Origin of the sequence: Anaerofustis sp. LCP19S3_F7, from assembly GCF_052119445.1 — a bacterium.
Lineage (GTDB): Bacteria > Bacillota > Clostridia > Eubacteriales > Anaerofustaceae > Anaerofustis > Anaerofustis butyriciformans.
This window is the reverse complement of record NZ_JBQKFF010000006.1, coordinates 91,795-113,106: the sequence shown is the minus strand read 5'-3', so window position 1 is coordinate 113,106 and position 21,312 is coordinate 91,795. Positions and strand designations below refer to the sequence as shown.

General features: G+C 29.8%; 27 protein-coding genes. 23 read left to right on the top strand and 4 right to left on the bottom strand.

The genetic code is table 11. The annotated features are described in order from the left end of the window. Positions 1–279: 279 nt before the first annotated feature. The 4 genes from ACTQYZ_RS07530 (at position 280) to ACTQYZ_RS07515 (ending at position 3,261) form a co-directional block, all read left to right on the top strand. A complete protein-coding gene (locus ACTQYZ_RS07530) occupies positions 280–1,803 on the top strand; it encodes a L,D-transpeptidase family protein (protein WP_441022681.1) in 1,524 nt (507 codons plus the stop codon). 93 nt (positions 1,804–1,896) lie between these two features. After that, positions 1,897–2,070, top strand: coding sequence for a hypothetical protein (locus tag ACTQYZ_RS07525; RefSeq protein ID WP_441022679.1), 174 nt, complete (start codon positions 1,897–1,899; stop codon positions 2,068–2,070). A gap of 57 nt (positions 2,071–2,127) precedes the next feature. Then, positions 2,128–2,595: a CBS domain-containing protein gene (locus tag ACTQYZ_RS07520; protein WP_441416324.1), complete on the top strand. Its 468-nt coding sequence runs from the start codon at positions 2,128–2,130 to the stop codon at positions 2,593–2,595. Positions 2,596–2,607: 12 nt separating this feature from the next. Then, positions 2,608–3,261 carry a trimeric intracellular cation channel family protein gene (locus ACTQYZ_RS07515; protein ID WP_441416323.1) on the top strand — a complete coding sequence of 218 codons (654 nt, stop codon included), beginning with the start codon at positions 2,608–2,610 and terminating at the stop codon, positions 3,259–3,261. A gap of 36 nt (positions 3,262–3,297) precedes the next feature. On the opposite strand, the gene ACTQYZ_RS07510 is transcribed toward ACTQYZ_RS07515, so the two are convergent. Beyond that, positions 3,298–3,756, bottom strand: coding sequence for a DUF1307 domain-containing protein (locus ACTQYZ_RS07510; RefSeq protein WP_441022673.1), 459 nt, complete (start codon positions 3,754–3,756; stop codon positions 3,298–3,300). Positions 3,757–3,899: 143 nt separating this feature from the next. Between ACTQYZ_RS07510 and ACTQYZ_RS07505 the strand changes: the two genes are divergently transcribed. The 11 genes from ACTQYZ_RS07505 to ACTQYZ_RS07455 all read left to right on the top strand — a co-directional run bounded on the left by ACTQYZ_RS07505 (position 3,900) and on the right by ACTQYZ_RS07455 (position 12,234). Then, positions 3,900–4,286, top strand: a complete 387-nt coding sequence (locus ACTQYZ_RS07505; RefSeq protein ID WP_441022692.1) for a GntR family transcriptional regulator — start codon at positions 3,900–3,902, stop codon at positions 4,284–4,286. Further along, positions 4,273–5,115, top strand: a complete 843-nt coding sequence (locus ACTQYZ_RS07500) for an ABC transporter ATP-binding protein (protein WP_441416322.1) — start codon at positions 4,273–4,275, stop codon at positions 5,113–5,115. The genes ACTQYZ_RS07505 and ACTQYZ_RS07500 overlap by 14 nt, the downstream gene beginning before the upstream one ends. A 1-nt stretch (position 5,116) precedes the next feature. Next, positions 5,117–5,749, top strand: coding sequence for an ABC-2 transporter permease (locus ACTQYZ_RS07495; RefSeq protein ID WP_441022669.1), 633 nt, complete (start codon positions 5,117–5,119; stop codon positions 5,747–5,749). A 108-nt stretch (positions 5,750–5,857) separates the two neighbouring features. Beyond that, positions 5,858–6,397: a DUF1697 domain-containing protein gene (locus ACTQYZ_RS07490; protein ID WP_441416321.1), complete on the top strand. Its 540-nt coding sequence runs from the start codon at positions 5,858–5,860 to the stop codon at positions 6,395–6,397. A 630-nt stretch (positions 6,398–7,027) separates the two neighbouring features. Further along, positions 7,028–8,143 (top strand): hypothetical protein, encoded by a 1,116-nt coding sequence (locus tag ACTQYZ_RS07485; protein ID WP_441416320.1) that lies wholly within the window; start codon positions 7,028–7,030, stop codon positions 8,141–8,143. Then, a complete protein-coding gene (locus ACTQYZ_RS07480; protein WP_441416319.1) occupies positions 8,103–9,173 on the top strand; it encodes an MBG domain-containing protein in 1,071 nt (356 codons plus the stop codon). Before ACTQYZ_RS07485 ends, ACTQYZ_RS07480 begins: the two co-directional genes overlap by 41 nt. A 159-nt stretch (positions 9,174–9,332) precedes the next feature. Then, positions 9,333–9,539 carry a hypothetical protein gene (locus tag ACTQYZ_RS07475; protein ID WP_441022659.1) on the top strand — a complete coding sequence of 69 codons (207 nt, stop codon included), beginning with the start codon at positions 9,333–9,335 and terminating at the stop codon, positions 9,537–9,539. Positions 9,540–9,860: 321 nt separating this feature from the next. Continuing rightward, complete coding sequence (locus ACTQYZ_RS07470; RefSeq protein ID WP_441416318.1) at positions 9,861–10,307, top strand: MarR family transcriptional regulator; 447 nt, start codon at positions 9,861–9,863, stop codon at positions 10,305–10,307. Further along, positions 10,294–10,866: a hypothetical protein gene (locus tag ACTQYZ_RS07465; RefSeq protein WP_441416317.1), complete on the top strand. Its 573-nt coding sequence runs from the start codon at positions 10,294–10,296 to the stop codon at positions 10,864–10,866. Before ACTQYZ_RS07470 ends, ACTQYZ_RS07465 begins: the two co-directional genes overlap by 14 nt. 11 nt (positions 10,867–10,877) lie before the next feature. Further along, complete coding sequence (locus ACTQYZ_RS07460; protein WP_441022653.1) at positions 10,878–11,372, top strand: FUSC family protein; 495 nt, start codon at positions 10,878–10,880, stop codon at positions 11,370–11,372. Positions 11,373–11,787: 415 nt separating this feature from the next. After that, the gene (locus ACTQYZ_RS07455) at positions 11,788–12,234 is read left to right on the top strand and encodes an Hsp20/alpha crystallin family protein (RefSeq protein ID WP_441416316.1); all 447 of its coding nucleotides are present in this window, start codon (positions 11,788–11,790) and stop codon (positions 12,232–12,234) included. Between the two features lie 11 nt (positions 12,235–12,245). Here ACTQYZ_RS07455 and ACTQYZ_RS07450 read toward each other — a convergent pair whose 3' ends face one another. The 3 genes from ACTQYZ_RS07450 to ACTQYZ_RS07440 form a co-directional block, all read right to left on the bottom strand. Then, positions 12,246–12,413 carry a hypothetical protein gene (locus tag ACTQYZ_RS07450; protein WP_441022650.1) on the bottom strand — a complete coding sequence of 56 codons (168 nt, stop codon included), beginning with the start codon at positions 12,411–12,413 and terminating at the stop codon, positions 12,246–12,248. Positions 12,414–12,433: 20 nt separating this feature from the next. Further along, a complete protein-coding gene (locus ACTQYZ_RS07445) occupies positions 12,434–12,661 on the bottom strand; it encodes a helix-turn-helix domain-containing protein (RefSeq protein ID WP_441022648.1) in 228 nt (75 codons plus the stop codon). 145 nt (positions 12,662–12,806) lie between these two features. Beyond that, positions 12,807–14,090 (bottom strand): NAD(P)H-dependent oxidoreductase, encoded by a 1,284-nt coding sequence (locus ACTQYZ_RS07440; RefSeq protein ID WP_441416315.1) that lies wholly within the window; start codon positions 14,088–14,090, stop codon positions 12,807–12,809. A gap of 203 nt (positions 14,091–14,293) precedes the next feature. On the opposite strand from ACTQYZ_RS07440, the gene spoIIP reads away from it, so the two are divergent. The 8 genes from spoIIP to ACTQYZ_RS07400 all read left to right on the top strand — a co-directional run bounded on the left by spoIIP (position 14,294) and on the right by ACTQYZ_RS07400 (position 21,301). Then, positions 14,294–15,280 (top strand): stage II sporulation protein P, encoded by a 987-nt coding sequence (spoIIP, locus tag ACTQYZ_RS07435; protein ID WP_441022645.1) that lies wholly within the window; start codon positions 14,294–14,296, stop codon positions 15,278–15,280. Between the two features lies 1 nt (position 15,281). After that, positions 15,282–15,518 carry a hypothetical protein gene (locus ACTQYZ_RS07430; RefSeq protein ID WP_441416314.1) on the top strand — a complete coding sequence of 79 codons (237 nt, stop codon included), beginning with the start codon at positions 15,282–15,284 and terminating at the stop codon, positions 15,516–15,518. A 119-nt stretch (positions 15,519–15,637) separates the two neighbouring features. Then, positions 15,638–16,282, top strand: a complete 645-nt coding sequence (locus ACTQYZ_RS07425) for a redox-sensing transcriptional repressor Rex (RefSeq protein WP_441022641.1) — start codon at positions 15,638–15,640, stop codon at positions 16,280–16,282. A gap of 174 nt (positions 16,283–16,456) precedes the next feature. Beyond that, positions 16,457–17,638: an acetyl-CoA C-acetyltransferase gene (locus tag ACTQYZ_RS07420; RefSeq protein WP_329384639.1), complete on the top strand. Its 1,182-nt coding sequence runs from the start codon at positions 16,457–16,459 to the stop codon at positions 17,636–17,638. A 30-nt stretch (positions 17,639–17,668) separates the two neighbouring features. Then, positions 17,669–18,439 carry an enoyl-CoA hydratase-related protein gene (locus tag ACTQYZ_RS07415; RefSeq protein WP_138268743.1) on the top strand — a complete coding sequence of 257 codons (771 nt, stop codon included), beginning with the start codon at positions 17,669–17,671 and terminating at the stop codon, positions 18,437–18,439. Positions 18,440–18,505: 66 nt separating this feature from the next. Further along, positions 18,506–19,342, top strand: a complete 837-nt coding sequence (locus ACTQYZ_RS07410) for a 3-hydroxyacyl-CoA dehydrogenase family protein (RefSeq protein WP_138268744.1) — start codon at positions 18,506–18,508, stop codon at positions 19,340–19,342. Between the two features lie 15 nt (positions 19,343–19,357). Continuing rightward, positions 19,358–20,497, top strand: coding sequence for an acyl-CoA dehydrogenase (locus tag ACTQYZ_RS07405; RefSeq protein ID WP_138268745.1), 1,140 nt, complete (start codon positions 19,358–19,360; stop codon positions 20,495–20,497). Between the two features lie 21 nt (positions 20,498–20,518). After that, a complete protein-coding gene (locus ACTQYZ_RS07400; RefSeq protein WP_138268746.1) occupies positions 20,519–21,301 on the top strand; it encodes an electron transfer flavoprotein subunit beta/FixA family protein in 783 nt (260 codons plus the stop codon). Positions 21,302–21,312: the final 11 nt, after the last annotated feature.

Genomic DNA, 21,312 nt, shown 5'->3' with positions numbered 1-21,312 from the left:
GGAGGGTAGGTAGTCGCGGGGTTTTTTTTATTCCTGTGAACCTGCTTTTTAGGTTCTTTTTTTATTTCCTTGTCTTGTATTATATCTTTATCTGGTTGTATGTTACTTTACTTAAATAACTCTTGATATTTTTTATATGTTTTATTCTATTTGATTTGAATTTTTATATAATTAAATAATATGTTTATATTTTTTTATATATTTTTGATATATAAATAAATTTTTGTGTTATAATAAGTCGAATATTCATTTAAAATGTCGATATTTAAGGGTAAGTTAATGAAATTTAAGAAGAAGTATTTATTAATTTTTATAGCAATTATTTTTATTTGTTTTTATTTTGTTTTTTCAAGTTTTAAATATGAATCAAATGTTTTTCCAGATGGAATAAGCATAAACGGGGTTGACTGTTCCGGACTTACAGTAAAAGAAGCAGAAAAGAAAATAACTAAAGAATGGAATAATAAAGAATTTATTTTTAAATCACCAAATACAGCATTTAAGTTTGATATTCCTAGAACTTGGTCAACTAAAGAAATAATATCACCAAATGAACAAATTGTAAAATCTATGGAAGAAGAATTGATTTCATCTAAATCAAATGAAAAAGTACTTGGTACAATATCTGATTTTGGTTTTACATATGATATAGAAGACAATTTGAATAATATATTAAATAAAAGTAAATTTGAATTTTTCTTAATAAAAGTAGGTTTATTTAGTGATAATATTAGAATTAACATGAGTATAAGCAAAATACCTGATGAATTTAATAAAAAAATAAATTCTCTAGATATTTATAATTTAACAGGTAAAATAACAAAAACAAAAAATGCTTATATTAACTTGGAAAGTGCTAACTTTGATATAGTAAAGGAAGTTTACGGTAATAATATTGATAAAGAATTACTTACAAAAGAAATAGTAAAATATATTTCAAGTGGTAAATTTTCTATGAACTTTATTCCTGAAGATTTCTATGTTAAACCTGATATTTTATCTACAGATAAAGAGCTTTTAGAAAAGCAAAGTTATTTAAGAGAATTAGACATACCATCAATTACATATAAAATGTACTGTGGAAATGTAGAAGTAAATAAAGTTGATATTTTAAAAATGTATGGTATAAGTGAAGAAAACCTATATGATAATTTCAGTATTGGTGAATTAAAAGTTGATGAAGAAAGTGTTAAAAATTTTGTTCATGAACTTGCACAAGAATATGATACTGCTTGGTCAGATCATACTTTCAATTCAGCAAAACAAGGAAAAATAACTGTAAGCGGTGGGGATTATGGTTACTTTATAGATGAAGATAAAGAAACAGAGAAATTAATATCGGAGCTAAAGAATAAAAAAGATATCACAAGAGAACCTAAATATTCCCAAGAAGGATATAAAAATGCTAACGATATTGGAGACAGCTACGTTGAAATTGATTTAACATATCAGACATTGTGGCTATATAAAGATGGAAAACTTATTATTTCAATGCCTGTTGTAACAGGAAATATATATGCAGGACATGATACACCTCCTGGTGTTTATATATTAAAATATAAGACAATGCATGTTACTTTAAAAGGTCAAAATGCTGACGGTAGCGATTATGCTTCTCCTGTAACTTATTGGATGCCTTTTAACGGAGGTATCGGAATGCATGATGCTAATTGGAGAAGTACATTTGGCGGAGAAATTTATAAGGGTGGGGGAAGTCATGGATGTGTAAACATGCCGCCAAGTAAAGCAGGAATCGTTTATGATAACATTGAGGCAGGATATCCAATCGTTGTTCATTATTAATTTTAAAAGAGGTATTTTCAAATACCTCTTTTTTTGTTATAAATTAAGTATAATAACAAAGAAATAGTTTTATTAATATAAAAGGATAAGAAAATGAATCGTACGGAAAAATTTATACAACTTTATACTAAGCTTGAACAAATAGCAGTATTAGAATACGGCTTTCCAAAGGATGGAAAAAGTATTACAAGATTAATGAATTTAAAATGCTATAAAGATATTAGAAGAGAACTTGCGTATTGTAAGGAAATAAGAAATATTTTATAGCATAATCCTAAAATAAATAATGAGTATACCATAGAGCTAAATGAAGCAATTTTAGCCTTGTTAGAAAGTATTATAAAAAAAATAGAATTACCAAAAAAAGTTGTTGATTTTTATAAGCCAATAAGTAAAATAATAAGTGCTCATATTGGAAATAATGTAATGGAATATATGCAAAAAATGGAGCAAAATCAAATTAGTTATATACCTATTCTTGATGATAAAGGATTCGTTAGAGGAGTATTGGGAGAAAGTACGGTATTTCAATGTGTATTGGATGAAGGTATAAATGAAATAAACGAAAATACAAAATTTTATCATATAAAGAAATATTTAAGTTTGGATAACACCATAACAGGTAGTTTTATTTTTACAAATGAACATACACTAATGATTGAATTAGAAAATATACTTTATAAAGCTTATAAAAGTAACAAAAGAATAGGTGTTATATTCATTACAAAAAACGGAAAAGAAAATGAAAGGCTTATGGGGTTGATTACTCCATATGACATAATAGGTAATTAATAGGGACATAATATGGAATATACTTTTACTCAACAGCTTGTAAATATATGTGAAATTATAGGTATAATTGCATTTGCAATATCAGGTGCAATGGTGGCTATAGAAAAAGATTTAGATATTTTTGGAGTAGTTGTTCTTGGAGTAACAACAGCTCTTGGGGGAGGAGTTATTAGAGATTTGATACTTGCAATAAATCCTCCAACAATGTTCATAAGCAGTAATTATGCGGCATTGGCTGCAATATCTTCTCTTATAATTTTTTTTATTTCATATTATAAATATAAATATATACAAAAAAATAGGAAAATATTTGATAATGCTTTAAATTTTTTTGATAGTATAGGACTTGGTGTTTTTGTTGTTCTTGGAATAAACACTGCAATGTATAGTGGATATAGTGATAATAATTTTCTTATTATGTTTATAGGAGTCATAACAGGTATAGGTGGTGGAATACTTAGAGATATAATGGTTAAAGATATTCCTTTTGTTCTTAGAAAGAGAATATATGCACTTGCAGCAATACTAGGAGGCGGGGTGTATATCGTTCTTTTAAAAAATGGAATTAATTCAAATTTTTCATTGGTCATAGGTATATTGATTATAATTTTAATTAGAGTTTTATCAAAAAAATACGAATGGTCACTTCCAAGGGTAAAAAAATAAAAGGTAAGAAATTAATCTTACCTTTTTTAATTTTTGTTATTCAACTTTTTCCCATCCCATACTGTCAAATTGTTCAACTGTTTTTTCAAAAGAAAGATAATCAACATTTGTTCCTGTAACAGGAAGTAAATTTGAACTAATTAATTCTTGAAGATTTTCATTATCTAATTTAATATCAATAATTTCAGTTAAGCTATTGCTTTCTTCTTTCATTTCGTAAGTAACGCCATTTACTTTTGCAAATTTGCTTTTATAACTATCAGATGTTTGTTTTAATGTATCAATTTGAGATGATGAATAATTTGATGTGTCTATTATAGATTCTTGATGTATGTTATCTATTTTATCACCAACAGCATGAAATGTCATTTTCATTTCAACACCATTTGAAGATGTTTTATATGTTGCAGTTTGTTCTTTCCCACCGCATCCGGTTAGAGAAAATAAAGATAAAATTAACGTACATACAATAATGGCTTTAAATAGTTTTTTCATAATTTCCCTCCAAAATATTTTTATTAATATAATAATACTATATTTGAAAACGTTTTTCAATAAAAATATAATTAAGTTATTGACAAAACTGATTATACTATATATACTGTATATATACAGAAAACAGAGAAAGGATGAATGCTTTGGATATAATTATAAGTAATATAGACGATAAACCAATATATGAACAAATATATGTACAAATAAAAAACATGATTGTATCCGGTAAATTAAAAGAAGGTGATTCTCTTCCTTCTATAAGAAATTTAGCAAAAGATTTAAGAATAAGTGTTATAACCACCAAAAGAGCTTATGAAGAACTTGAAAAAGACGGATACATTTATACGGTTAAGGCAAAAGGTTCCTTTGTAAATAAAAAGAACATAAAACTAATTAAAGAAGAGAACTTAAAAAAGATTGAATTTCATATTAAAGCGATATTGGAGCTGGCAAAAATAAATGAATTAAAAATAGAAGACATCTATGAGATGTTTGATATTATTGCGGAGGATAACGATGAATGCGATTGAAGTAACAAACTTGACAAAAATGTATAGTGATTTTACTCTTGATAAAATAAGTTTTACACTTCCAATGGGATGTATAATGGGGTTTATCGGAGAAAACGGAGCCGGGAAAAGTACGACAATAAAATTACTTCTTGATGCAATTACAAGAGATGATGGAGAAATATTTATTTTAGGTAAGAATAATAAAGATAATTTTAAAGCAACCAAAGAAGATATTGGCGTTGTTCTTGATGAAGCTCACTTTCCTGAAAGTATTAACCCAAAACAGGTTAATTCCATTATGAAAAACACATATAAAAATTGGGATGAAAATACATTTTTTAATTATATGAAACAGTTTGAGTTGCCTTTAAAGAAATCTTTTAAAGATTTTTCAAGGGGAATGAGAATGAAACTTATGATTGCTGTTGCATTGAGTCATGATGCAAAATTACTTGTTTTAGACGAAGCAACAAGTGGTCTTGATCCAATAGTAAGGGATGAAATTTTAGAACTTTTTTATGAATTTACAAGAAGGGAAGACCACTCAATTTTAATTTCTTCACATATTGTTTCTGACCTTGAAAAGCTTTGTGATTATATAGCTTTTATTCATAAAGGTAAAATGTTATTTGTAGAGGAAAAAGATGTGCTTCTTGATAATTATAGAATATTAAAATGTTCAAAAGATGATTTTGAAAATGTTGATTCAGACTGTATTGTTGGACTAAGGAAATCTCCTTATGGAGTAGAAGCTTTAGTTTTAAAAGAAAAAATTAATCCTGTATTTAATTTAGAAAAGCCAACCATTGAAGATATTATTGTTTTTATGGCAAAGGAGGCAAAATAAGATGAAAGGTTTACTTTTAAAAGATATGTATGAACTTATAAAACAATGTAAATTTATTTTACTTTTTTGTGTAGTATATGTTTTTTTATCTTATACAGAAAGTGGATATTTTTTCTTAGCTTTTTCAATAATATTTTTCTCTTTACTGCCTACTACAATTATGGCGCTAGATGAGAGGAGTAAGTGGGAAAGTTATGCGATAACAATGCCTTATACAAGAAAAGAAATGGTATTAAGTAAATATATATTGTCATTAGGCGGTGTAATATTTATGTCTGTTTTATATGAACTGGTAAATATTATTATTTATTTTATAAATTCAAGTTATGCAATGAGTATTGTGGATTCTTTTAATATTATCCTTCCATTTTGTCTTATGGCGATAATAATAAGTTCAATTAATCTACCTATTAATTTTAAATTTGGTGCTGAAAAGGGAAGACTTGGAACGATTTTGATTTGTGTTATTATTGGTGCAATTGGTGGAGGACTTTTTTCTCAGTCATCAGGCAGTGTTGAATTAATAAATTATTTTATTAATATACCTTCTTTTGTGTATTTAGTTTTAATTGCTGTTTTATGGATAGTATCATATTTTATTTCGGTTAAAATATATGAAAAAAGAGCTTTATAAGAGATACTTTGGGGTATCTCTTTTTTTTAATGTGATTAATTTTATGTTATAAATTTATGTGAGAAGAATGATATAATTTTTATTAATTAAAAATAGGAGATTTATTATATGAAAAAATATATTGCCTTATTAAGAGGTGTTAATGTAAGCGGAAAAAATAAAGTGCCAATGGCAATGTTAAGAAAATATTTTGAAGAAATTGGTTTTGAAGACGTAAAAACTTATTTGAATAGTGGTAATGTGATTTTTACAAGTAATGAAGATAGCACAAAAAAAGTTAGCGAACAAATTGAGGTAATGATTAAAAATCAATTTAATTTGGATATTCCTGTTTTAGTTTTATCAAAAGAAGATCTTGTTGATATTTTACAAAATGTGCCTGAATGGTGGGGGAATGATAATAAAGAGATTTATGATAATTTAATTTTTATTATTCCACCTATGACTTTTGATGATATTTATGAAAAGATTGGACAGCCTAAGAGAGGATTAGAAAAAATTCAAAATTACAAAAATGTCATCTTTTGGTCTTTTGTTCGTAAAGATTATCAAAAGACAAACTGGTGGGCTAAAACAGCAAGTGGAGATATCAGTAAAAAACTAACTATAAGGACGGCAAATACTGTTAGAAAAATCGTTGAAATGTAACATGTTAAAAATTGTATATATAGAATACTTATAATGCATTTCTAACATATATTTATTTTATTTTCTATTAAGTATATGTATAAATGCTTATAACAACAATATTAAAAACAAGTAAACAATTTTAAGATTTAATATAATGATAATAATCGTATAAAATATAATGTTTCCTTATTATAATGTTTATTATCTTAACTAAAAAGACAAATAAAATTCAATTATATATCCCCCATTTTTCATCAAAAACGAGTGTACTCAAGAAAAAATAATTATGCTAAAATATATTTAATAATAATGTAGAGGAACAGCATAAAAATATTTTCTAAGTATATTTTATTCTCTTTTTATGATTCTTTATTAGACTAAAAGAAAAATTATTTATAATTTTTAAATAGAATGTTAATGCACATAATTTATTTTAACAAATGGAAAATAAATAAAAATAATCGATAAAATAAGATAAGTATTTGATTTTATTATAAAGATATAATAAAAAGTCTATTTTTAATTATTTGTTATGTATGTGCTTTAATAACGAATGGATAAATAGTTAAATAAAGAAAGGGGCTGTTTTAATTGAAACAAAAACATAACTGGAAAAGAGTGGAATTAATTTTTTTCGCTTTTATGTTTATGCTAACAATCGTATTTCAATTTAATACAAATGTTTATGCAGCAGAAAGTCCGAGTATTACTGAGTTTGCAACTGTTTCTCAGTTGAGGTCGTTTAATACTGATGATACTGATGGTTCGGTTAATCCTGCAAAAGTATACTTTGGGAATAACAATCAGCAGTGGTGGATAGCAGGTAGTCAAAGTGATAATAGTATGACGCTTTTTAGTACAACTTTATTGGAAGATGGTGTGAAATTTGGATCCGATGGTATAGTTGGTTTTATGAAGAAAGACTATGATCCAAGTTGGAACTGTGAATATCCAAATGGAAATAGTATTACAAAAGTAAATGCAAGTCATTACGGTGGAAGTCCGTTAAGGGATAGATTAGATGAATTGCAAAAAAGCTTTTTTTCAAGTTCGGAGCAAAAACTAATGAAAGAAACAACAGTTTATACTGAAGATACAGGAAATAGTACTTATTATTCTACAGCTGATATTTTATATCTTGGATATTGTTCTCGATTTAATAAAGATGATTATATAACTGTTGGTAAAAACGTCTATGTCGAAGAAAATCAGGATCTAAATAATGGTCTTCGTGTTGATCGAAACTATTGTGGACCAAAAACTTTCTGGTTACGTACATCAAAAGGGACTTTACCAGGTGCAGCACGTACATGGTATGGATATATTGGAGGCTCTTCTTATACATCGGATCGAGCTGTTGAACAACCATGTGGGTTAGCTCCTGCTTTTGAATTGGATTTATCATCTGTTATTTTTGCATCTGCTGCGATGCCGGCAACATCTGATGGTTCTATGACTTTATCTGATACTAATGGAGATGGTGCTTTCACAATCAGATACCAAGGGAATGTCGGAAATGCACAGATTAGTGGTGAAAAGTTGAGTGTTTCAATAAGTGGAATTACAAATGATAATACATATTTGGTTGTACAAAATAGTGAAGGTGCATGGGCAAAAAAAGTTTCTAATAATGACTTATTGTTTGCAAGTGAAATTTCTGAGTCTTTAGCTTCTTTTGCAAACTGTAAGGTATGGTTGGAAACAACATCTGATAGAATAACATATGCAAATTTGGCGAGTTGGCGAGTTGGCGAGTTACAATAAAAGAGCTATTAATGTAAAATTTAAAACTGGGGTTAGTATGAATATTACATCCAATAATGGTTCTCAAGCAGGCGTATGGGGTAGTATTGAGCCTATCGAGGTTGCAGTAAATGATGGGTATTATCTATCTGATGATTATATTGATAATATTATCACATTAAATGTATTAGAGACGCTACAAATAACAGAAATAGATAATGGCTTTATGATTCAAGGTACTCCAAATAGTGATGTATATCTTTCTTTTACTGAAGCAACTGTGTATTACGATGGAAATACTATTATAAATCCTCCAACTAATTTAACTGGTGTTTATGAACAAAAGTTATCAGATATTAATTTGCCACAGGGGTGGAAATGGGTAGATGAAAATACCAATGTTGCTGTTGGAGAAAATGCATATCCTGCTCGTTTTGATACTTCAGGTTATGAAGATAAATATAGCTTTGTAAGTGTAGATGGATATAATGCACAATGGCATTATGTAGAACGTAATTTAACAGTTAATATTGCTAAAGCTGATAGTAAGATTACAATTAAAAACCAGAGTCTTGATAAAGAATTTGGTGGAAATGCTGTAAATACTCCTGATATAAATAAAATAGGAAGCAGTAAAGATTATACAATTAGATGGTTTGAAAAAGATAATAATTCTTGGATTCAAATTGAATCTGCTCCTATTGACGCAGGAAATTATAAGGTTATTGCAAGTGTAGAAGCTGATAATAACTATAATGGTGCTTCTGATGAACTGGAATTTACTATAAGTAAAATGTCAAATGAGTGGATAGATGAGCTTGCTATTTCAAACTGGACTTACGGAGAAAAAGAAAATTTTCCTACCGCAGTGGCAAAACACGGTACAGTTAAGTTTTCGTACAGTGATAAGGAAGATGGCACCTATAAAGAAACAGTTCCAACAAATGCAGGAATATGGTATGTTAAGGCAACAGTAGAAGAAAATAGAAACTATGTGGGTTTGGAAACTGTTAAAACTTTCGAGATTAAAAAAGCCGTTCCTGAATATTAAGTTCCGAACAATTTAACTATTGAAAAAGGAAAATCTCTTTCAATTATAAAACTTCCTGAAGGATTTTCATGAAAAGATGAAAATCAGATAGCTGATAGATCAGGTGTACATGCTTTTAAAGCCATTTATACACCAGCTGATACTCAAAATTATCAAGTTGTGGAAACAGATATTATCGTAAATGTTGTTGAAAAAAATGTACCACCAAGTGATACAGATAAAACCGATAATACTAATCAATCTGATACATCTGAAAAAGTATCAACAAGTGATAATACAAATGTTTTTGTTTGGTATGCTTTATTATTGGTATCACTAGCGGGAATCGTTTCATTAGCTTTATTTAAACAAATAAAAAATAGATAAGTTATAAATATTATTACAAGAATGATATACACTGAATATAAAACAGCTCATAAAAAAGATTAAGTGGGCTGTTTTTATTTTGAAAATATTATCAATCATATCATAGTTTATTTAATGTAGGTTTGTTCTACTATATTTTATGGTTTTATTTTTATATTTGGATTATTTTATAAGTATTTATGGAATTTGCTTATTTCATATTAAATATCAAGCTAGATTTTAAACACATGTATCATGATTTTTTAGAAAAAGTTAGATATTGACAAATGAAATAAACATCCATATAGTTAACAATGTTAACTATATGGATGGAGAGATAATATGATTGATTGGAAGGAAATGTTAACTATACATCAAGAGCTACATCAGTTTGCAAGAGTGATGCTAACAAAAAAACAAAAACAATTTTTGACGTCCAGTGAAAGAGAATTGTTGGCATGGGTTTATCTGAGTAAGGATAACTGCACTCCTTTATATTTAAGTAAAGTAACAGGGATGAAAAAAGAAGCAGTTAGTCGCTGTTTAAAAAGTCTTTATGAAAAAGGATGTGTTAAACGGGAAAGGAAATTTACCGATGAACGAAGCTATGCTCTTTATCTGACAAGTGAAGAAGAAAAAGCTCTACAAAATGACTTTGAGATTATGTTACAAAAATTTTATGATTTATATAGGGAAATGGGGGAGGATTTTGAAACTTTATTCAGTCTGATTTCAAAAGCAAACAAAACGATGGTTATCTATAAGGAGGAAAAGAATGAAGTTCTATGATATTCTTCAATGGGATCCTCAGGTGACTAAAACGTTAATGAGTAAAAAAACTTCAAAAAAAGAAAAAATAAAGTTAGGTATCGGAATGTTCATGCGATCCATATTGATTGTGTTGTTTGCTATAGCGTTTATTTCAGGCTTGACCTCTATTTTTGGAAGTAAAAACACTCCTATGGCAGTTGCTATATTTTGTATATTATTAGGTGTACGATTTGTTGATTTTGGTTACATCATTAGAGACTCATTAGTAACATTATTTTTTGTATTTTTTCTTTTGCTTGTTTCTCCTGTAATTGCAAATATTGCTTTTCCTTTGTTAGGATTTATTATTCATTTTATATCCTTCTTTGCCATTTTATTTATTAATTGTGATAAACCCGAGATGGGCAATGGAGGGTTATTTAGTTTTTCTTATATTTATCTTTCCGGAAATTCGGTATATGGGCAAGATTTTATATATAGAATTTATCTTACTATTACAGGATTTTTTATATGCGGACTGATTTTTTATGTAAAACATAGAGATAAAAACACAGATATTAGCTTTTTCGAAAAATAAAACAGGTGGATATGAAAGAGTTTAAATATCAATGGATGTTTAGAATGTCTATGGGTGTAAGTGCAATATTATCATTAGGTCTTGCCTTTAACATTGAGAGGTTTATGTGGGCCGGCTTTGCCTGTGGTTCTTTGCTTTCAGAGTATTCTAAGCAATCAAAAATAAAAGAGAGATTCATGCAAAGATTTATAGGTGTGATAGCAGGATCGGTTCTGTTTTATTTTGTATATTGCCTACTTCCTATGGAATTACATAGTATGATAGGTCCTTTGGGTGGATTTTGTTTAGGTTTTTGTGTAGACTATAAATATAAGACAGCATTGAATTGTTTTGGAGCTTTAATGATAGCATCTCAAATATATGGATTGCAATCGGCTATTTTGTTAAGAATTGCAGATACAATTATAGGGATTATTTTTGCGTTTCTATTCTATTATATATATGAAAGATATATTTATGAAAAAGTAAGTTCAATTAGGTGGAGATCACTTAACATTACGGAATAATAGCTTTAATAAATTAACAAAATCTAACTATTTGATTCAAATAATCATATATTAGCATATTTTAAAGTTAATTAAGTGTGTTTTTGTATTATAAAAAGATATATGAATAGTAGCTTATATTGTTCTTAAATAAAATAGATGAAGTTTAAATTAAGTGATTGATATTATAGGGGGATTACCTAGTATTCTATTGGAAAAAATCAAAAATTGGAAAGCCTGAAAAGCTTATAAAATTAGGCTTATTAAAGGTTTTCCAAAAAATTATTAAAAAAAATAGCACTCACCTCTTGACAGTGCTAACAAAAAGTACTATATTATACTTGAACAAAGAGGAGAACCTCAGAAAGATTCAAACCCCATAGTTCAAAAAAACTAGTGACATAGATAGAATGTCTAAGAAGAGGAGGAATGACTTATGATGTTACCTAGTATTTTTGGAGAAAACTTATTTGATGATTTAATGGACTTGTCTTTGGATAGAGATTTCTTTGGTGGTAAAAATCCACTATACAAACAAGAAACAAATTTAATGAAAACTGATGTTAAAGAAAATGAAGAAAATTATGAAGTATATATTGACTTACCTGGATTTAGTAAAGATGAAATTTCAGCTCATTTGAAAGATGGTTATTTAACAGTAAGCGCAAGCAAAGATGTAAATAATGATGAAAAAGACGAAAATGGGAAATATATAAGAAAAGAACGTTATAGTGGTTCTTGTTCAAGAAGTTTTTATATAGGAACTGAAATTAAAGAAGATGAAATTAAAGCTAAATACGAAAATGGTATTTTGAAATTAACTGTTCCTAAAAAAGATCAAAAACAAGTTGAAGAAAAGAAAACTATAGCGATTGAAGGATAATTTAAATAAGGCTACCTTTTAGGTAGTCTTATTTTTTGTAAAAGAACAATACTAAAGCATACTATACAAAGGCTTAATAATATTATACTGTCGTTTACAGATATTTCTTTTAATATATTTAAAACAAGTACTCCAATGCCAAGAGCTAATCCTACGCATTTTGCTGTTAAGTTAATCATTTCTGAAAAGTCTGATTTGTTTAAGTTTTAAAATCTAACTTTTTTTGCTCTAAACCTAAAAAATCATTTGTATCCATATCAAGAATTTCGCAAAGGAGAGGTGTTATTGAAATGTCAGGATATGATAAATTCCTTTCCCACTTTGACACCGCTTTATCTGTAATATTTAATTTTTTTGCAAGTTCTTGTTGTGTCATGTTTTTTTCTTTTCTTTTTTGTTTTATTTTTTCACCTATATTTGAATTCATATTTTTCTCCTTAGGTAGTTATTTATAAATATATTTTAATTCATTATAAATAAATAGTCTATCTACTTATAAGAGAAAAAGGTAAACCGACAGTTTACATAAAAAAAGACAAAATATAATTTATATTTTGTCTTTTAATTTATTATTATTCCCAAATCTTATCTTGTTCTCTTCTTAGTTTAACAAGTAAAGAATCTTCATCTAATATGACATCATCATAAGTTATAATTTCACCTTTTTTAACATCTTTTGCCATTTTTGTATTTTTATTTATAAGACCTATTGGAAGTGCATTTAGTTCTTTTGCAACTTCTCTTTTATCAATTGTTCCGTAAGTAGAAAAACCTCCTATACCATCTACTGATTCTCCTTTTTTAAGATCTTTTTTTGCAACTGTTATAGTTTCACATACAAGCCCATCCATAGGAACGATTGTTGGTGCTTTATCTAAAACTGCTCTTGCTATTGTAAGTGGTGTTTCCATTCCGCATAAGTGATAAGGTCTGTATAATACGTAATTTGGACCATCTCCGATTCTTAAGTATTGCATTTCATGATGTATAAACTCAAGATCTGATGAAACTATTACAAACACACCAGGGGCAATACCATTTACCCATTCTACAACACCATAATTATTTAAAATGCCGCCTTCTTCTTTTAAACAAAGAACTTTATCTAAGTTTTTAATGTCACATTTTGGGCCATGTCCACCTCTAACATCTGGAACAAGTCCTGTAGAGTTTGCCATACAGCAAAGTTCAACCATGTTTTTTGTTCCGTCAGAGAAAGAACATTGCATTTTAGGGCTTACGCCTCTGCTTATTGCATAATCTCTTATATTGTCAGGTGTGCAGCTGTGATCAACTTCATTATTTTTTCCTTTTCCTATTACTTTTATATCAAAGCCCAAAGCTTCACTAAAGTCAAACATTTCTTTAACTGCTCCGGGTTCATCTCCTGCACTTCCTGTATAAATTACACCTGCTTTGTCAGCTTTTCTTTTTAAAATAGGACCAACAACAACATCTGCTTCAACATCAAGCATTACAATGTTTTTACCATTGTTTATTGTATCAATTGCAATTTCTGCCCCAATATCAGTAAAACCTGTTGCATCAACAACGCAGTCTGTTGCTTCAACAAAAGAAGCAATTTGTTTATCTTCACTTACTACAATTTTACCTTTTTTGATAGCATCATTTGCTTGTGATAAATTGTTTGTAATGACATAATCATTTTCTGTAATATTTGATTTTGAAAATGCATGTAAAACTTTATTTACGTCTATGTCACATACAACGCTTGGTGTCATTCCTTTCATTTTGTATAACTGGCTTATTAAACCTCTTCCCATTTGTCCGGCACCTATTATGCCGACTTTAATAGGATTATTTTTTTCATGTAAATCTTTTAATCTGTAATTCATGCCTAGCATAGATAATTTTCCTCTTTCCTTCTATATTAAATATGTTCATCCCCTCAAATGTACATATTTTAAGCAGAACAATTATAGCACTATAATATTTAAAATTATATATTTTTAATTAAATTCTAATTTTAATATGACAGGTATATACAAACTTCTTTTTTATTAAGTTTTATTATTTTCTAAAAGGAAAAGGTGAACAAGTGTTAAGTGGATTAGTTAAAAATAAAGGGTTAATTTTAATATGTTTATTAATTTTTAATTTTTCGATTCCTTTTGGTATAAAGAGTCAAATAGAGGAGAAGACTAACGGTACGACTGTTTTTAAAGACATTATAAAAAAAACTGTTGTAGTAATGAATGATGAATCAAACAGCAATGAAGAAACAGGAAGTATTTATGGTTTTACGAAAAATATTCTATCTCTTACAGTGCCTTGTCTATCTTTGAATGATATAGGGTATGAAGAAGTTGAAGTAGATAAAGATAAAGAAGAAACATCAAATAGTAGCGAGCTTAAGATTGCAAATAAAAAGATGAATGATGATAAAACCGTAAGTAAAGTTAATGATGGGAAACCTCTTGTTTTAATATATCATACTCATGCTACAGAATCTTTTAAAGACAAAACTTCAAAAGGAACTTATCGTTCAAGAGAAAATGACGAAAATATGGTAAGTGTAGGAGAGGAAATGGCAGAAGTTTTAGAAAAAGAATATGGTATTATTTGTATTCATGATATTTCTTTACATGATTATCCAAGTTATAATGCAGCGTACGATAATTCTCTTGAGAGTGCAGAGAAAATATTAAAAGAAAATCCAAGTATAAAATACGTTTTTGATATACATAGAGACGGACTTCCTTCTTCTAATAATAATGAAAAATATAATGGGAAGGTTGGAAGTAAGTCTGCTGCAAAAGTTATGACTGTTCTAGGGATGAATCACAAAAATTCTAGTAAAAATTTAAGTTTTGCAAATAAAATAAATAAACAGTTTAGCAGTATGTATCCTGATATTAATCTTGGAATAATAAAAAGAGAACCATATAGATACAATCAGTGGTTAAGTCCAAACAGTCTGCTTTTTGAAATAGGGAGTAATTTAAATAATTTGGAAGAAGCAAAATATTCGGCAAAGCTTCTTGGAAGAGTAGTTGGAGAGGTTATAAAAGAGGATATGAAATAATATGTATAAACGAAATATTTCTTTTAAAACAATGATTTTTTTTCTTGTTTTGATAATTATAGCAGGAATATATATGTTCTTTTATCTAAAAAATATGTATTATGATAGTTTTAAAGAACATGAAACAAGTGTTTTTCTCGACCAAAATAGCACTGAAGATAGCAATAATGAAAGTAATATTATTAATATTTTTGGATATGAAATTAATATTGATAATTTTAAGATTTTCACAAAATAGGATTGTGGGAATCTTTTTTTTATTTTAAATTTAAATTAAATTTGGTTGACATAAACGTTATATATCAGTATAATTATACTGATAAAAAAATACTGATATAAGGAGGAAAATCATATAAAATGGAAAGAAATTCTGTTTCAAAACAAGCTCTCCAAAGATTACCTTCTTATTTGAATTATCTTAATTGGGCAAAGAGAGAAAATATAAAAAACATATCTTCTCCGACAATTGCAAGTGATTTGAGATTGAATGAAGTCCAAGTCAGAAAAGATTTGGCGGCAATAAGTTCTACCGGAGGTAAACCAAGGCTTGGCTATGACGTTGATACGTTAATAGGAGATATAAAAAATTTCCTTGGTTATGATGAAACGGATAAAGCCGTATTAATAGGGGCAGGACAGCTTGGAAGAGCGCTTCTTTCTTATAACGGATATGCGGATTATGGACTTGAAATTGTTGCTGCTTTTGATGTAAATAAGGATATTATCGGTAAGAGATTTAAAGGAAAACCAATTTATCATGTAAACAAGCTATATGATGTATGCAAAAAAAATAACATTCATATCGGTATAATAACAGTATCGGCAAATGAAGCTCAAGATGCATGTGATATGCTTGTTGAATGTGGGATTTTAGCTATATGGAATTTTGCTCCATCTCACTTGGTAGTTCCTGATAATATTCTTGTTCAGCATGAAAATACAGCTGCTTCTTTAGCACTGTTATCTATGCATTTACGTGAAAAAATGGATAAAGATAAATAAATAATATTGTAAAGTTTTTGATATTATTATATAATCAAAATATAAATAAAACCTTTATTTATAGGGGTTTAAATAATTAAGTTTATAAAAGTTTGGTAATATATACCAGCTTATATATAAGTTCATAGCTTTGCCTTTTGCTATGATTAAAGTTTAAATTTAGGAGGAAAAAAAATGGCAAATAAAGTAGTTATAGCAGGTGCTTGTCGTACTGCAATCGGTACAATGGGCGGTACATTAAGCACTACACCTGCTGCAAAATTAGGTTCAATTGTAATAAAAGAAGCTTTAAAGAGAGCTAATGTTCCAGCTGATCAAGTTGATCAAGTATATATGGGTTGTGTTATCCAAGCTGGTTTAGGTCAAAACGTAGCAAGACAAGCTTCAATCAATGCTGGTTTACCAATTGAAGTTCCAGCTGTTACTGTAAACGTAGTTTGCGGTTCTGGTCTTAACTGTGTAAACATGGCTGCACAAATGATTAAAGCAGGGGATGCTGATATCGTTGTTGCAGGTGGTATGGAAAACATGTCAATGGCTCCATATGCAGTAATGAATGGTCGTTATGGTTACAGAATGAACAATGGTACTTTAGTTGATACAATGGTAAATGATGCTTTATGGGATGCATTTAACCAATATCATATGGGTATTACAGCTGAAAACATTGCTGAACAATGGAATTTATCAAGAGAAGAATTAGATGAATTTGCTGCTAATTCTCAACAAAAAGCTGTAGCTGCTCAAGAAGCAGGTGCTTTCGATGATGAAATCGTACCTGTAGAAGTTAAAAAGAAAAAAGAAACAATTATCTTCAACAAAGACGAAGGTCCTCGTCCAGGAACAACAGCTGAAGGTATTGCAAGACTTCGTCCTGCATTCAAACCAGACGGTGTTGTAACAGCTGGTAACGCTTCAGGTATCAATGATGGTGCTGCTGCAGTTGTTGTAATGAGCGAAGAAAAAGCTAAAGAACTTGGTGTTAAACCAATGGCTACATGGGTAGCAGGTGCTTTAGGCGGTGTTGATCCTAAGATCATGGGTATCGGTCCTGTTGCTGCTACAAAGAAAGTTTTAGCTAAAACTGGTATGAGCGTTGATGATTTCGATATTATCGAAGCAAACGAAGCTTTCGCTTCTCAATCAATCGCTGTTGGTAAAGAATTAGGATTTGACTTAAATAAATTAAATCCAAACGGTGGTGCTATCGCTCTTGGTCACCCAGTAGGTGCTTCAGGTTGTCGTATCCTTGTAACATTATTACATGAAATGCAAAAAGCTGATGCTAAAAAAGGTTTAGCAACACTTTGTATCGGTGGTGGTATGGGTTGTGCTACTATCGTTGAAAGAGACTAATTTATTGATTAAATTAAGGAGATTATAAAAATGGGTTTTGTTAGATATGAACAAGATGGTTTTGTAGGTATAGTTACTATTGACCGTCCAAAAGCTTTAAATGCTTTAAACGAAGAAGTTTTAAAAGATTTAGAAGCTACTTTTGATGCTATTGATTTAGATAACACAAGAGCAGTTATCGTAACAGGTGAAGGTAAATCTTTCGTAGCAGGTGCTGATATTGCATCTATGAGCACAATGACTGCTGAAGAAGGTGAAGCATTCGGTAAATTCGGTAATGACATCTTCAGAAAAATCGAAACTTTCCCAATTCCTGTAATCGCTGCTATTAACGGTTTTGCTTTAGGTGGCGGAAACGAACTTGCTATGAGTTGTGATATCAGAATTTGTTCTGATAAAGCATTATTTGGTCAACCTGAAGTAGGACTTGGTATTACTCCTGGATTTGGTGGAACACAAAGACTTGCAAGAATTATCGGCGTTGGCATGGCTAAAGAATTAGTATATGCTGGATACAACATTAAAGCCGATAAAGCTTTGGAAATCGGCCTTGTAAATGCTGTTTATGCTCCTGAAGAATTAATGGAACAAGCTAAAAAATTAGCAGGTAAAATTGCTAAACAAGCTCCTATTGCTGTAAGAAATTGTAAAAAAGCAATGAACGAAGGTTTACAAGTAGATATGGATCAAGCTATCGTAATTGAAGAAAAATTATTCGGAGATTGCTTCAATAGTGAAGACCAAAAAGCAGGCATGAAAGCATTCTTAGAAAAAGGAAAAGCTGAATTCCAAAACAAATAGTGTTTTAATTTAAGTAAATATAGTCCGGATTTTTCCGGACTTAAAAAAATAATTTGGAGGATAATAATGAAAGTAGGTATTATTGGTGCTGGAGCTATGGGTTCTGGTATAGCTCAAGCTTTTGCACAAACAGAAGGTTATGAAGTTTGTTTATGTGATATCAATGAAGAATTCGCTGCAAACGGTAAAAAAAGAATTGAAGCAGGATTTGCTAAAAGAGTAGCAAAAGGCAAAATGGAACAAGCTAAAGCTGATGAAATTTTAGCTAAAATTACAACAGGTGTTAAAGATATCTGTGGTGACTGCGATTTAATCGTAGAAGCTGTTCTTGAAGTTATGTCTATCAAACAAGAAACATTCCAAGAATTAGATAAAATTTGTAAAGAAGATTGTATCTTTGCTACAAACACTTCTTCTTTATCAGTTACAGAAATCGGAGCTAAAGTAAACAGACCACTTATCGGTATGCATTTCTTTAACCCAGCTCCTGTAATGAAATTAGTAGAAGTTATCGCAGGTTTAAATACTCCTGTAGAAATTGTAGACAAAATTAAAGCAATTTCTAAAGAAATCGGTAAAACTCCAGTAGAAGTTGCTGAAGCTCCAGGATTCGTTGTAAACAGAATTTTAATTCCAATGATTAACGAAGCTGTTGCTATTTATGCAGAAGGCGTTGCCAGCGTTGAAGGTATCGACGCAGCTATGAAACTTGGTGCTAACCACCCAATGGGACCTTTAGCATTAGGTGACTTAATCGGTCTTGACGTTTGTTTAGCTATTATGAACGTTTTATATGATGAAACTGGCGACCCTAAATATCGTCCACACACATTACTTAAGAAAATGGTTCGTGGCGGCAAGTTAGGTCAAAAATCTGGTCACGGATTTTATGATTATAAATAGGAGGATTCAAAACAAATGGATTTTACATTAAGTAAAGAGCATGAAATGGCGAGATCTCTATTCAGAGAATTTGCTGAAACAGAAGTAAAACCTCTAGCTCAAGAGGTAGATGAAACAGAAGTATTCCCAAGAGAAACTGTTGAAAAAATGCAAAAATTAGGATTCTTAGGAATTCCTATGCCAAAAGAATACGGCGGACAAGGTTGTGATTCTTTAACATATGCAATCTGTGTTGAAGAATTATCTAGAGTATGTGGTACAACAGGCGTTATCGTTTCTGCACATACATCTTTAGGTGCTGAACCAATTAAAAAATTCGGTACACCAGAACAAAAAGAAAAATTCTTAAGACCACTTATCAGTGGTGAAAAACTTGGTGCTTTTGGTTTAACAGAACCAAACGCTGGTACAGATGCTTCAGGTCAACAAACAAAAGCTGTTTTAGACGGAGATGAATATGTACTTAACGGTTCTAAAATCTTTATCACAAACGGTAAAGAAGCTGATACATATGTAATCTTTGCTATGACAGATAAATCAAAAGGAAATCACGGTATTTCTGCATTCATCGTAGAAAAAGGAACACCTGGATTTACATTTGGTACTAAAGAAAAGAAAATGGGTATCAGAGGTTCTTCTACATATGAATTAATCTTTACAGACTGCAGAATTCCAAAAGAAAATCTTCTTGGTCAAGAAGGTAAGGGATTTGCTATTGCTATGCAAACACTTGATGGCGGTAGAATTGGTATCGCTTCTCAAGCTCTTGGTTTAGCTCAAGGTGCTTTAGATTCTACAATTGAATTCGTTAAAGAAAGAAAACAATTCGGTAGACCTATCGCTAAATTCCAAAATACTCAATTCCAACTTGCTGATATGGCAACAAAAGTTGAAGCTGCTAGATTATTAGTTTACAAAGCTGCAAGAGCTAAAGATAATCAAAAGAGATTCTCTTTCGAAGCTGCTCAAGCTAAATTATATGCTGCAGAAGTTGCTATGGAAGTTACAACAAAAGCTGTTCAACTTCACGGTGGATATGGTTACACAAGAGAATATGATGTTGAACGTATGATGAGAGATGCTAAGATTACTGAAATTTACGAAGGAACTTCAGAAGTTCAAAGAATGGTAATCTCAGGTAACTTATTAAAATAATAGGAAAAGGAGATAATTATAGTGAAAATCGTAGTTTGCGCTAAGCAAGTTCCAGATACAAACGAAGTTAGAATAGATCAAAAAACAGGTACTCTAATCAGAGAAGGCGTACCTGCTATTATGAACCCAGATGATAAAGCTGGTCTAGAAGCTGCACTTCAAATTAAAGATAAAACAGGTGCAGAAGTAACTGTTATAACAATGGGTTTACCAGCTGCAGAAGAAATTTTAAGAGAAGCTATGGCTATGGGTGCTGATAAAGGTGTATTAGTAACAGACAGACCATTCGGTGGTGCTGATACTCTTGCAACATCTAATACATTAGCTGCTGCTTTAAAAACAATGGAATATGACCTAATCATCACAGGTAGACAAGCTATCGATGGTGATACAGCTCAAGTAGGTCCTCAAATTGCTGAACATTTAGGAATTCCAAACATTTCTTATGTTCAAAAAGTTGTTGAAGTAACAGATGATAGCATCACTGTTGAAAGACAATATGATGATGGTTATCATGTAGAAAAAGCTCAAATGCCTTGCCTAATCACAGCTCTTGGCGATTTAAACAAACCAAGATATATGACACCGGGCGGAATCTTTGATGCATTTAAAGAAGACATCCAAATTATTACAAGAAAAGATGTTGATATCGCTGATGAAAAAATCGGTAAAGCTGGTTCTCCTACAAATGTTGCTAAATCATTCCCTAAACCTGTTAAAGCTGCAGGTGAAAAAGTTGAATTAGATGCTGATGCTTCAGCTGATTACATTTTAGGAAAATTAAAAGAAAAACATATTATCTAATTAATTAGGAA

Coding starts and splice junctions, on each gene's coding strand:
- ACTQYZ_RS07420 (WP_329384639.1), top strand. CDS start 16,457: ATGGCAAATAAAGTAGTTATAGCAGGTGCTTGTCGTACTGCAATCGGT.
- ACTQYZ_RS07470 (WP_441416318.1), top strand. CDS start 9,861: ATGATTGATTGGAAGGAAATGTTAACTATACATCAAGAGCTACATCAG.
- ACTQYZ_RS07415 (WP_138268743.1), top strand. CDS start 17,669: ATGGGTTTTGTTAGATATGAACAAGATGGTTTTGTAGGTATAGTTACT.
- ACTQYZ_RS07500 (WP_441416322.1), top strand. CDS start 4,273: ATGAATGCGATTGAAGTAACAAACTTGACAAAAATGTATAGTGATTTT.
- ACTQYZ_RS07425 (WP_441022641.1), top strand. CDS start 15,638: ATGGAAAGAAATTCTGTTTCAAAACAAGCTCTCCAAAGATTACCTTCT.
- ACTQYZ_RS07510 (WP_441022673.1), bottom strand. CDS start 3,756: ATGAAAAAACTATTTAAAGCCATTATTGTATGTACGTTAATTTTATCT.
- ACTQYZ_RS07450 (WP_441022650.1), bottom strand. CDS start 12,413: ATGATTAACTTAACAGCAAAATGCGTAGGATTAGCTCTTGGCATTGGA.
- ACTQYZ_RS07440 (WP_441416315.1), bottom strand. CDS start 14,090: ATGAATTACAGATTAAAAGATTTACATGAAAAAAATAATCCTATTAAA.
- ACTQYZ_RS07445 (WP_441022648.1), bottom strand. CDS start 12,661: ATGAATTCAAATATAGGTGAAAAAATAAAACAAAAAAGAAAAGAAAAA.
- ACTQYZ_RS07515 (WP_441416323.1), top strand. CDS start 2,608: ATGGAATATACTTTTACTCAACAGCTTGTAAATATATGTGAAATTATA.
- ACTQYZ_RS07480 (WP_441416319.1), top strand. CDS start 8,103: ATGCAAATTTGGCGAGTTGGCGAGTTGGCGAGTTACAATAAAAGAGCT.
- ACTQYZ_RS07525 (WP_441022679.1), top strand. CDS start 1,897: ATGAATCGTACGGAAAAATTTATACAACTTTATACTAAGCTTGAACAA.
- ACTQYZ_RS07460 (WP_441022653.1), top strand. CDS start 10,878: ATGAAAGAGTTTAAATATCAATGGATGTTTAGAATGTCTATGGGTGTA.
- ACTQYZ_RS07490 (WP_441416321.1), top strand. CDS start 5,858: ATGAAAAAATATATTGCCTTATTAAGAGGTGTTAATGTAAGCGGAAAA.
- ACTQYZ_RS07530 (WP_441022681.1), top strand. CDS start 280: ATGAAATTTAAGAAGAAGTATTTATTAATTTTTATAGCAATTATTTTT.
- ACTQYZ_RS07485 (WP_441416320.1), top strand. CDS start 7,028: ATGCTAACAATCGTATTTCAATTTAATACAAATGTTTATGCAGCAGAA.
- ACTQYZ_RS07465 (WP_441416317.1), top strand. CDS start 10,294: ATGAAGTTCTATGATATTCTTCAATGGGATCCTCAGGTGACTAAAACG.
- ACTQYZ_RS07455 (WP_441416316.1), top strand. CDS start 11,788: ATGATGTTACCTAGTATTTTTGGAGAAAACTTATTTGATGATTTAATG.
- ACTQYZ_RS07430 (WP_441416314.1), top strand. CDS start 15,282: ATGTATAAACGAAATATTTCTTTTAAAACAATGATTTTTTTTCTTGTT.
- ACTQYZ_RS07410 (WP_138268744.1), top strand. CDS start 18,506: ATGAAAGTAGGTATTATTGGTGCTGGAGCTATGGGTTCTGGTATAGCT.
- ACTQYZ_RS07495 (WP_441022669.1), top strand. CDS start 5,117: ATGAAAGGTTTACTTTTAAAAGATATGTATGAACTTATAAAACAATGT.
- ACTQYZ_RS07405 (WP_138268745.1), top strand. CDS start 19,358: ATGGATTTTACATTAAGTAAAGAGCATGAAATGGCGAGATCTCTATTC.